Source organism: Paenibacillus sp. P4_A7 (assembly GCF_056402455.1).
In genome coordinates this window covers 1-11,063 of sequence record NZ_JBFUHJ010000160.1, presented here as the reverse complement: position 1 = coordinate 11,063, position 11,063 = coordinate 1, and the positions used below count along the sequence as shown (strand labels likewise).

12 protein-coding genes and 1 pseudogene are annotated in these 11,063 nt (G+C 39.9%); 10 read left to right on the top strand and 3 right to left on the bottom strand.

Annotation, left to right across the window (positions count from 1 at the left end):
• Positions 1-186, bottom strand: a pseudogene (locus AC1DWN_RS18500) (IS110 family RNA-guided transposase); the annotation flags it as partial.
• Between the two features lie 322 nt (positions 187-508).
• On the opposite strand from AC1DWN_RS18500, the gene AC1DWN_RS18495 reads away from it, so the two are divergent.
• Positions 509-613 carry a VOC family protein gene (locus AC1DWN_RS18495; protein ID WP_477560379.1) on the top strand — a complete coding sequence of 35 codons (105 nt, stop codon included), beginning with the start codon at positions 509-511 and terminating at the stop codon, positions 611-613.
• A gap of 26 nt (positions 614-639) precedes the next feature.
• Positions 640-1,185, top strand: a complete 546-nt coding sequence (locus tag AC1DWN_RS18490) for a hypothetical protein (RefSeq protein WP_477560378.1) — start codon at positions 640-642, stop codon at positions 1,183-1,185.
• Positions 1,186-1,344: 159 nt separating this feature from the next.
• Here the strand turns inward: AC1DWN_RS18490 and istB are convergent, their stop codons facing one another.
• Both istB and istA read right to left on the bottom strand, forming a co-directional pair.
• A complete protein-coding gene (gene istB, locus AC1DWN_RS18485; RefSeq protein WP_477560377.1) occupies positions 1,345-2,100 on the bottom strand; it encodes an IS21-like element helper ATPase IstB in 756 nt (251 codons plus the stop codon).
• A complete protein-coding gene (istA, locus tag AC1DWN_RS18480) occupies positions 2,097-3,380 on the bottom strand; it encodes an IS21 family transposase (RefSeq protein ID WP_477560376.1) in 1,284 nt (427 codons plus the stop codon). The genes istB and istA overlap by 4 nt, the downstream gene beginning before the upstream one ends.
• Before the next feature lie 575 nt (positions 3,381-3,955).
• Here istA and AC1DWN_RS18475 point away from each other — a divergent pair.
• From AC1DWN_RS18475 to AC1DWN_RS18440, 8 genes are all read left to right on the top strand, one after another.
• The gene (locus AC1DWN_RS18475) at positions 3,956-4,336 is read left to right on the top strand and encodes a hypothetical protein (protein WP_477560375.1); all 381 of its coding nucleotides are present in this window, start codon (positions 3,956-3,958) and stop codon (positions 4,334-4,336) included.
• 339 nt (positions 4,337-4,675) lie between these two features.
• A complete protein-coding gene (locus AC1DWN_RS18470) occupies positions 4,676-5,389 on the top strand; it encodes a hypothetical protein (RefSeq protein ID WP_477560374.1) in 714 nt (237 codons plus the stop codon).
• Positions 5,390-5,577: 188 nt separating this feature from the next.
• Positions 5,578-5,862 (top strand): hypothetical protein, encoded by a 285-nt coding sequence (locus AC1DWN_RS18465; RefSeq protein ID WP_477560380.1) that lies wholly within the window; start codon positions 5,578-5,580, stop codon positions 5,860-5,862.
• 174 nt (positions 5,863-6,036) lie between these two features.
• Positions 6,037-6,525, top strand: coding sequence for a HEAT repeat domain-containing protein (locus tag AC1DWN_RS18460; protein WP_477560373.1), 489 nt, complete (start codon positions 6,037-6,039; stop codon positions 6,523-6,525).
• Positions 6,526-6,743: 218 nt separating this feature from the next.
• A complete protein-coding gene (locus tag AC1DWN_RS18455; RefSeq protein ID WP_477560372.1) occupies positions 6,744-7,271 on the top strand; it encodes a hypothetical protein in 528 nt (175 codons plus the stop codon).
• 1,058 nt (positions 7,272-8,329) lie between these two features.
• Complete coding sequence (locus AC1DWN_RS18450) at positions 8,330-8,851, top strand: SMI1/KNR4 family protein (RefSeq protein ID WP_477560371.1); 522 nt, start codon at positions 8,330-8,332, stop codon at positions 8,849-8,851.
• 120 nt (positions 8,852-8,971) lie between these two features.
• On the top strand, positions 8,972-9,814 hold the full coding sequence (locus tag AC1DWN_RS18445; RefSeq protein ID WP_477560370.1) for a tyrosine-type recombinase/integrase: 843 nt from the start codon (positions 8,972-8,974) through the stop codon (positions 9,812-9,814).
• A gap of 427 nt (positions 9,815-10,241) precedes the next feature.
• Positions 10,242-10,943 carry a GntR family transcriptional regulator gene (locus AC1DWN_RS18440; RefSeq protein ID WP_477560369.1) on the top strand — a complete coding sequence of 234 codons (702 nt, stop codon included), beginning with the start codon at positions 10,242-10,244 and terminating at the stop codon, positions 10,941-10,943.
• The last annotated feature ends 120 nt before the right edge of the window (positions 10,944-11,063 follow it).

The window sequence follows — 11,063 nt, the reverse complement described above, 5'->3', positions numbered from 1 at the left end:
GCGTAGAAGGATTTGAAAACCCTCCTCGTCATTCGAGAAGGCTAGGGGATTACCGACCACAATTCCACGGAAGGTAACAGCACGAGCGACATGCGTTTGCTGGGCGATGTCGATCCCGACGACTAGGTGCTGGGCGGTAATTTTTTCAATGAGTTGATTTTGTTTATCCTGCGATTTAAACTTCATAGTAGAGCGTCCTCCTGGATGATGGAATTTTAAGGGCTATGACCCGTTGCGTACTTCCATCGTACCGAGGCGCTCGTTTTTTTGCAAAGCTGATAATTAACGCTCTACAGGAATGCTAACGGGTAACGATAGTTCAATCACAAGGAGCAGTTTGCCACGGCAGCTGCTCCTTGTTTTCGTTAAGCTAACGGGCAGATTAACGAAATARTAATCTAGAAATACTTCCAGCAGTTATTGTTTAAAACAGGATAAATCGCTTGACCTTCCTGTTTCTGGAATCTTATAATGTTTATTGTAAGGAAATTGGCAAAGGAGTGTTAATATGAACCGTGTCGTTTTGTTTGATCTGGGTTCTCAGGATCCGGAAGGGGCAACTCAGTTTTATGCCAATGTGTTTGATTGGACAAGGGTCTCGCCGAGACGTTAGGAGATGAGCGGCATGGAGGTAGCGGATTGATTAAATTGTACAAAAAGGAAGAGGATCAAAAAACTTTCAGGTATTTCGAAGTCTGGCTGGAGCCGGACAATCGAAGGGCGGTTATTCATAGTGGAGTGGCGGGACGTGACGGGAAGACAGAATATGTTGTATGGGATGTACAGACGGAAGAATTCGTGTTTTTAGAGACGTTATTGGGGAAAGCGAGAGCGGCTGGTTACACGGAGATTCCATCCGAACAGCATGATACAATCATCGTCCAATACAAGATTCTAGGAAAAGGTAGTAAAGCAGATTTAGTCAAAAGACACCGAGTGGAGCGGCTGCTCGATCAAGTTCTTGGGTGGAAAGGGCTTGGGCATGTGGACGGGGGCGATATCGGCAATAAGACAATGAACATTTTTTGCACAGTGGTCGATGGCGGTCAGGCTGCAGCAGCGGTCAAGAATGCTCTGAGAACTTACCGTGAAGACGTGAACCACGCCGTAATTGCCATCCGCAAGACGAATGAAAATCCAGTGATCGTTCATCCTAAAGAGCATAAGGAGCCATTTTCTTTTTGAACGCGTGACTTCCCCTCACATCGGGGGAAGTCACCGCATAGTATGCATTCTTTTAAGTACAGTCTTTATCTGCTAACGTTTACTGTTGATGAAGCGATAAAGGGTTTGTAAATGTCAACATAAACATGTACACTTTTGCTTGTTTAAGGATGTACAAAATCACTTGTCCTCTTGGACAAAATGATCCTTCAATCGGTACGATTCTCCTACAATAGTGACGACAGTTGCATGGTGTAAAATACGATCTAAGATAGCATTAGCGAGCTTAGGTTCACGGAATACTTCATCCCATGCTCGGAAGTTAACATTAGTCGTGAAGATGGTGCTACGCTTCTCATAACGCATATCAATAAGCTGGAAGAATAGTTTGGCATTCTCTGGTTCAATTGGAAGATAACCAATCTCGTCAATGATCAGTAGCTTGTATTTCGTGTAGTGCTTCAACCTTGCTTCAAGTCGGTTCTCAAGCATGGCACGCTTGAGGTTTTGAATGAGATCGTGACACTTGATGAAGTACGTGCTTGTTCGTTTCTTTGCTGCAGCGATTCCAATCGATGTAGCTAAATGTGTTTTTCCTACACCGCTTGGACCTAAGAATACAATGTTCTCATTGCCTTCTATGAAGCGTAAGCTAGCAAAGTCTAGCATTTGCTCTCGATTCACAGAAGGTTGAAAGCTGAACGCAAAGTCTGCAAGCTCTTTTTGATGCGGGAAGGCTCCAACCTTTACCATGGCATGAATCATATTATGTTCACGCACATCGATCTCATAATTGGTGAGCTTCACAAACGTGTCCATGAATGAAAGTTTGTTATGAATGCTGAAGTCGACGACTTCATTCAAATGGCTCACCATCTGCTTTAGGCCCAGGTACTCCAGGTTTCGAACAGCTTGCTGGTAGGAGGTTACACTCATTCGTATGCACCTCCAATCGTGCGTAGATTCTTCTTAGCTAAGTCATTAATATCTGGATAACGTGGCATAGACAAACGTAAACTCTCCCTGTAATGMTCTTCTGTGTAATTTAACATGGCGTTACTAATGGGATGTTGGACGAGAAGTTTCGTGTTATAATACACATACAGATGATTGTCATAGACTTGTATGCCTACTGTTTTTCCTTGATACCCAGCTGGAACTGAGTATTGTCTGGATTGGTAGGAGATCATGTTCGACGCATTGATTTTAACAAGCTTATGATGTATGCGATAGGAACTTCTTACACGCTCCGCTGGTAACGGGTGTAAGGAGTTCTTTTCCTTTTCCAGGGATAGAATGGGCACTTTCCCCGTTCCTTGATGGAACGATTGATTGACACGATCGCACAGCCTTTGAATGTATTCTTGGAGCTCAGGTAAGCTGAACTTCCCTTGATAAGCATGAATTTCATCTAAGATCTTCATTTGAGCTTCCACCTTTCCTTTGGTACGAGGACGCCCTGCGATACAAGGTCTAACGTGAAACCCAAAGTCTGCTGCAAACCCAGYGAATTTGGCATTCACTCTCCCAGCTGTATGCTCGGTTCTTGCTTCGTCCATGACTGTCTTCATGTTGTCAGTTAGGATCTCATCGGGGACTCCGCCAATGGCTTCAAAAGCCTCTGTAAGGAAGGACAGAAGCACACTTTGCGACTTCGTTACGCTCAGATGATATACCCTARAGCGTGAGTACGAGAGCAACAACACAGCGACATTCACTTCCACTTTTTCTCCGTTCTTCGTTTCATAGGGAATACTTTCTTTCCAGTCTAACTGTGCTTGCTTGCCTGGAGCTGTTTCAAAACGAACCGTACCCTGAGGTGACTGCATACATTGACCATCCGTAAAGTACGCTTCAAACTCGGGCTTACGAGTAATGTAGGCACGAAATGCAGATGCTGAACATAGTAGCCCATGATTGTCTGTTAAGTACTGCCATAGCACACGCTTGTAGTAGAAAACTTGCTTACTATCTGTGGATAGAAGTGCAGCAATGATTTCATAATATTCATCGATCTTAGAACCTTTATCTCGTGAACTTCTTCGTGTAAACCCATCTAGATATTTCTGAATCGTTCGTCGATCCACCTCTAGCTCTCTTGCTAACTGGCTTTTATTGATTTTCATATTTAGATTCTCCATCAATGATTTAAGTTTAGGCAAGTCTAGCAAACTACGAATCTCTATGTTTGATTGAACATTCAACGTGATGTACATACTCATCTCTCCCTTGAGACAAGTATGGTTTATCTCGTCAAAGTTGTTCATGTTTATTCAAGCATTTCTGTACATGTTTAGACTAGCATTTGTAAATACACTACTTGAAAATGGCTGGAAAGTAATAAAACAAAGTTCAATGGGTGGAAATTGTGGTGCCGCTGTTTATTCATTAGTAATTTTAGAGAAGGCAGATATCGCCGAACATCGTTCAACTAACGGGACACKATAGCTCAATAAAGGACATTTGAATAAAACTCCCATTTTTATGAACATGTCTACACACAAAACCTTTTCAGAAGCATATAAACGGCCCTACAAACCACTTTCTTTTTATAGGTCGAAGTTCAAATTCGATCATAAAGGGAAAATGGCGTGTAGGGCCTTTCTATTCGTTTAGTGTGTTTTGGTATCTACGAGGTTACATGCTCACAAAATAAATGATTTTGTACAGATGTACTGCTGGGCGTTAAGCTAACGGGCAGGATAGCGAAAAAATATGACGAAATCCTCTATTACATCATGTATCAATAATTAGTAAAATTGGCGCAAGAATATAGAAGGGAGCAAGCTGAATGATTGACATGCAGTATATAAACGATCTTGAGGCAGAGATGGATGTAATGAAGCTTGTAGGTAATTATAATGAAATAAATTCAATCCTACAGCAGTACCCTCAGGAACAGTGGTCATATGAAATGATTTTAGCATATGCAAGGGCATTGAATTATCTGCAAAATTATTCTGACCAGACCAATCCATTTGAGCAAGCATACAGGCTGCTGCAAACTGTTTCTGATAAGGGAATTACGGACGCTGAATGGCATTTAATAATGGCTTCTGTTAGTTTTAATCTACAACTTTACGCTGAGGCCGTAAAGCATGCTGAACAAGCAAATACGATCATAGCTGGCTGTGCTGATGATATGCTTGCGCTGTACTCACAATATGACTAGTAGAACGCTTCTGAAGTAACGATCATGTTCAACTATCGCTCCAACCCATGTTTCCATCGAGAAAGAACCCAAATTAAGAGAGATACGCTAATATTTTTTTCTTGAGTCGAGAACGTTGGGAACCATAGGTATCATAGTTGCTCCGCAATCGGCAGTATTTTGTTACGCTAACGGGGAACTTTAGTTGAATAATACACATTGATGAGCAGGCGATACGGTAGTCTGCTCATTTCATTAAGCTAAATGGCAGGATAGTTCCAATATATGGTACAATGAGACTGAACCATATTACGGCCTTAACCATTGTATGCTTAAATTTTCCGATGAAAGGGAATGACCATGAGACGCTTTAAAAAGATGTTTAGAAAAAGAGTTGAACAAAATCCTTATCGCAGTCTGAACATAGGGTTAATTAAGGAATACTCAATGATCATTCCTAGAACGGAACTAAAAGCGTGGACTTCTATGGGGTGGTTAGAGGATAAGTCTTTTAGAGATTTCAACTATTATCCAAATAAAGGTCAATCATTAATATTGGGTAAACCAGCTGCTATACTTGATATAGATTTGGACACATTGATAGGGTCCAAAATTATTAATTTTTGCGATTGCCTTGGTACATACGGTATGGGAGGCCCTGGTTTTTTTGGTTTACTCATTGAAAGAGAGAACGTGAAGGAGTATCTAACTTACGCTGTCTGGGCCTCTAGTGAATATATAGCGATGGATAATAGAGTTCTCGGATGCCATATAAACTATAATGCTTCACATCGACCTTGGAAATCACAGTGGCAAGGTGAAAGTGAAGAGAATCAATGGGATGAAGTTTCAGAAATTCTGAATGGGAGTACAATTATTGGAGTTGATCTTACGGATAGTCAGCTAACGATTGAGATATTGTCAAAGGAAGCGAAACATATCCTGAATTTTTATAAGTACAATAAGGAATTACCACCACATGGTAACGGGGAAGCAAGAAAACAGGCGTTTAATGAAGGTAACCTAGGTAGTTATATTGTTTTTTGCAATGAAGATGCAGTTTTACACGTCTAGCGAAAGAAAGTTACGATTGAACTAACGGGTAACGATAGTTGAATAAACACAAAGAAACGGCTACCATGAATCTGGCTGACGTTTTCTCAACTAACGGGCAGGAATGTTGAAGATCAACCACGAATAATTCATTTTCATACTAATGCAGAGAGAAGTGAGGGAGAGCTAATTTGGAAACCGAGGCGTGGATACCCTTAATAGATATTGAAGACGATGGGAAAATTTGGGCAGGGACAAAAGTCAGGTTATATAATGTGGGATTGAATGTGAAGGATAAGTCTCTTGATTATTTCGACTATTTGGTATCGTATATCTATGACAACAATGACTATCTCCAATTAACTAACCTCTCTCAGGGTGAAGCTGGAAATATCATTTGTGTTATAAAAAAGGACAGTCCAAATCATTATGCTTTAGGTAAGTCTCTAAAGGAAATGATGGGATTAGAAAATACGTATTTGCTTCTGGAGTAACTAGATGCACCTCCTTAGACCAAACCCAATTACACTAACGGGACACGATAGCTCAACTACAAGAATAGGCTGCCGCGGCGGCCTKTTGCTTACGCTAACGGGCATAATGTTAGTTGTAATTGATCTTTATCACGCAAATTTGGGGAGGAGAAATCCGTAGCACGGAGGTTAGCGATGAAAGCATATCAGAAGTTTGTCATTTATTTCTTGGATGCCCCGACCTGGGAGAAGCGAAAAGACGGGCCGCCGCTCGAATTGTTCGACCGCATGACGGCGGAAGAACGTCAGGCTGCGGAAGAAGAGCTTCTCCGCATCGTAAGCCTGCGTGACAACTGGCCGGTCATAGCGCTCGGCTATTTGCGATCGCACAAGGCGAAAGACATTTTGTACGAGCTTCTTCCCGGAGCCGAAGGGGAAATGAAGGTTGACATTGCGCTTGCGTTATGGCGSATCGRCCGTGATGAARAACTCGTGGACATCGCACTTAACGCAAGCCGTACGGAGGAGAGCCCTTTTCAGCTCATCAACATGCTCTATAGTCTGGCRCAGTTTGGAGTCCCYRAAACGGAAGAACGGATCGAACAACTGCTCGATCACGAAGACGATCTCGTTTCCTACAATGCCAGGCAAGCGCTGCGCCAGCTTCGCAAGAAACGCAAATAGTATTTGTTAAATGAGTCGGGAATCGATCAAACTCAAAGTATATTATTCTTCTTTCTATAAGTGTTYAAAACGGCGGCCTATTGAGCTATTGGGCAGGATAGTTCAATCACTTCACGAATACTTCAAGTACGAAGAATTTGTGAAGTACGTGAATAAGTCGTTAGGCGAAATTCTCTAAGTCAAATATGTGATAAATAATAAATAGTTGGAGGCTTTTAATGTTGTTTAAGAAATCTACCAATATGGATGAATATGCACTTCCGATTGACTGGAATCCATCGTGGGATGTTGGAGCTCCGATACCTCATGTTATTTCTTCAGGATATCAAACCTACTTAATTTATTACATAGAAGAAGAGAGCCAGGACTGGGATGGAACAACTGTTAAAGTTATTGACCCAAATAATAATGAGGATATTCCGATTGCCGTAGTTAAATTTATTGGCTGCTATGCTTACAAATTTGGCGGGGCAAATGATGAAGTATTGTACGGACATCCTTTATATGAAAAGGGACTTAAGTTTTATAGTGCACATAAAGTAATTAATTCTAACTGGATTAAAGCAGAAGAAAAAATAAATAGCATACATGATTATTACAATCCAGAATTATGGAAAGATCGAATTCATTATTTACTACTCTTTCATGATGAATTATTTGAGTGCATCGCTGATGGATATGAAATCTCCATTTATAAAGAGTCATTTAAATCAGTGCTTTCTAAAGTTCTCAATGAATTGGATTAATTGTGGGTACGAGAACTTCGCCTGACACCATATTTACTATTCGGTCCATTCGGCCCTCGGTCCGAACCGAACATCATTACGCTAACGGGTAACGATAGTTGAATAACACATTGATGAGTAGGTGCTACGGTAGCCTGCTCTTTTTATTAAGCTAACGGGCAGGATAATTAAGTCATTTCACGAATACCTCAAATATGAAAAATTTGCGAAGTTCATAAATAAGGAGTTAGGTGAAACCACTTGAGTCAGATAAAACCTAATTGAACAACAATGGAGAGATTTGGAGATGGATAACCTTAAAGTGAGTTATCTAGAACAGAACAATGCTTTTGATAAATACGTGAAGAGAATAATATTCAGAAAACTAACATCAACGTTAATGACGATCATTGTATTCTCTGTAATGTACATGTTCTTAATAGGTAATAGCATGCCTTTATTTTCCATATTCGTTTGTACTGTTCCTATTATTTTACTCACTCTCCCTGTTTCTGTGGTATGTGAGTTTTGTTTTCAGAAGTATAAACTCATTAGAATCGTATTGACCGTATTATTTCAAGTGATCTTATCGTCAGTAATTATATTCGGAATAGAAGTTACATCGATTCGATTGTATGGACTATTTGCTCTTAGTTTCATTATTAATTCAGTTGTGTTCCTGATTATTGACGAGATTTTTAAGAAAGTAAAGAATACTAAAAATTGATTTAACTGATTATGTAAGTAGTACAAAGAAGAAGTGGCATCGCCTAACACCGTATTCACACTGCGGAGTTTACGCTCCTTGGTCTGCCCGAGGAATTTTCGAGGAAGCGAATCAGGCAGACAACCCTGCACAACCTAAGCGCATCGCATCATTAAGCTAACGTAGAACGATAGCTCAATAACGGACATTTGAATAAAACACCCATTTTTATGAACATGTTTAATCCCAATTCCAACAAACTTTCATGTTTATCAGGTTAATTCTTGGTGGTTATCTTATTAATAGAATTTAATAACGGACAACTGAACTTTTTCGGTTGTCCTTTTACGTATATATAAGGGGTGTGATTGAAGTGGAAAAACATTCATTAGTGAAGAATACATATAACGGATTGAAAAAAAGGTTAGATGTATCCCATAATTATATATATTTACAAAATCGTGATGGTGATGTGGATAGATATTCTTGTGAATTTAATCGTTCAGTGAGTGATGAAGAAATTGAGCAATTAGTAAATTCAACAAAACTAAAAGTTCCTAAAGATTATCTCGAATTTTTAAAGGTTACAAATGGTTGTAGTTTATTTAACCATGAACTTTTCGGCGGTGAAAATCTCCTTTTCCCAATAGATCAAGTTGAATATCTTTATAACAATGTAAATAAATTTACCGATTATCTCCTAATAGCAAATATATATGATGATAATATCGTAATTGATTGTAATAGATACACGAATGGAGATGATAACTATTTATTAGTAGGTCCTAGCACATCTTCATTCGATAATTTGAGACCTTTAGGTTGTAATTTTGAAACTTGGTTTTATCGTTTTGTTATTACCAACGGTACAAAGTATTGGACATGGTATAGTTGAACTCGCTTATTACTTAAATCCGAGAAGAGATTGAGCTAACGGGTAACAATAGTTACAACAGATTAAAACCTCTCATTAGAAGAAAACCTAGATTTAATAGGACTAATGGGAGGTTTTATTATGAATATAAGTCAATTGTGGAAACTGTATGAAGCCGATAAGCGCATCCAGGGATTCAGTATAAACACATTAAAAGCCTACGCCCTGCAGCTAAAAATGCTGGTTAATGAACTTGGAGATATCCATATTTCAGATGTTACCCTACAGCTGTTAAAGGAATACTTAGCGAAACAATCTGATCGATTGAAGCCAAGTAGTTTAGGGCATCGTATCCGCTTTGTTAGATCTTTGTTTCGCTTTGCATACGAAGAAACCTACCTAACATCAAACCCTTCTCTAAAATTAAGAGAACCTAAGATGGAAAAACGTATTCCGAAGTATTTAATCGAGGAAGATGTAATCCATTTGAAGATCTCTTGTCTATCCATGCGGGAACGAGCTCTTCTAGAGTTCCTGTACACTACCGGTTGCCGAGTTGGAGAAGTACAAAAGATAAACATTGAAGATTTGAACTGGGAGAATTGCTCTGCAATCGTTAATGGTAAGGGATCTAAGCAGAGAGAAGTTTATTTCACTACCGAGTGCAAGGTCTGGTTGAAAAAGTATCTGGCAAGTCGCAAGGACTCCTGTAAAGCTTTGTTTGTAACCGACACTCATCCTACTCGCCGAATGGCCATTCCTACGATCAGGTGGTCATTAAAACGGCTTGCAAATCGGGGAGAGGTCGCAGCCAACGTGTACCCTCATCGTTTTCGACATACTTATGCGTGCCAGTTGCTGGACAACGGAGCACCTTTAGATTTCATTCAAGGCATGCTGGGGCATGAGAAGGCATCGACCACTCAAATATATGCCCAGCTTCGCGGCGAGCGCCGAAGAGAACTTTATCGTCGGTTCTTTTAGACTTTCTCTGCCCTTCAGTAATTATGGATTGGATCAGAATAATAGCGCCGTTACTAAACTAAAGGGCAGTCTTGCGAAATCAAAAAAGGATATTTTCAAAAGAAATGTGAAATATTTATTCCATAATATTTTTAGAGAGGGAAAAAATGATTACATTAGATTTAATGAATCCGACTGAATCACCACAACGGTTGAAATACTTGAAAGTCTTCGATATTTGTTTTTTCATATTGTCAAATCCGCAAGAACTTGATATAGTAGGAACAACTCATACGTATGAGTGTAGAACTTAGTAAATGAGAAAGTTTTTATTGTTGGGCTGCTTTCGGTGGGCGAGTCGGCAATCTTGCATGAAGAGCGGATTGGTGCAAGGATCCAATGTTCATTGATAAGGGCATTATACGATTTTAGGTGCAAGGAGGAAGATATGCTTAACAAGCACGAAAGTGTTCCCTTATATGTCCAATTGCAGAACATCATTCGAGATGACATCATATGCGGGAAATATAAGGAAGGGGAAATCATCCCCTCCGAGACTGAAATGATGAAAACATATGACGTAACAAGAACAACAATCCGCAAAGCGATAGCCAACCTTGTGGACGAGGCGCTTCTGATGAAGCTGCATGGCAAAGGCACGATGGTTTGCTTGAGGGAAATGAAGCACAACATTTGGAATTTTAGCGGCTTCACCGATTATGCACGCAAGAAGAACGAGATTCCAGTATCGCAAGTGTTGAACAAGGAAATCATAAGTTTAAATAATGGCCAATTTATGAAATTGATTAGGCTTAGAGGAACTCGAAGGGAAACGCATACAAAGTGGCTAACGCTTGATACTTCCTATGTACCGCTAGCGTTATTTCCAGGTATAGATCAATATGATTTCTCCGAGCAATCGTTATACAACATAATGAATCAGAATTACAACATTTATCCTCAGCATGCAACGCTTGGCATCCATCCGATTGTTGGAGATAAGAGGACGAAGCAGCTGTTCGGTTATGAGGGCGATATTCCGCTTATTTTGGCGAAAGGTAGTGTTCACGGTGAAGACGGAAACGAGATTGAAAAGGTAGAGGTTATCTACGGACCGAATGTTGAGTTTAAAGTCGTCACGCATATTTAGAAAGGGCTTTCATAGAGTGAGTTCTTATGCCGAGTGAAATCGGCTTATCCTTTGAATTAACTCATACGTACAAGCGTATAAGTTAAAAATAATGAGCAGAGTAGGAGATTAACATGAAGA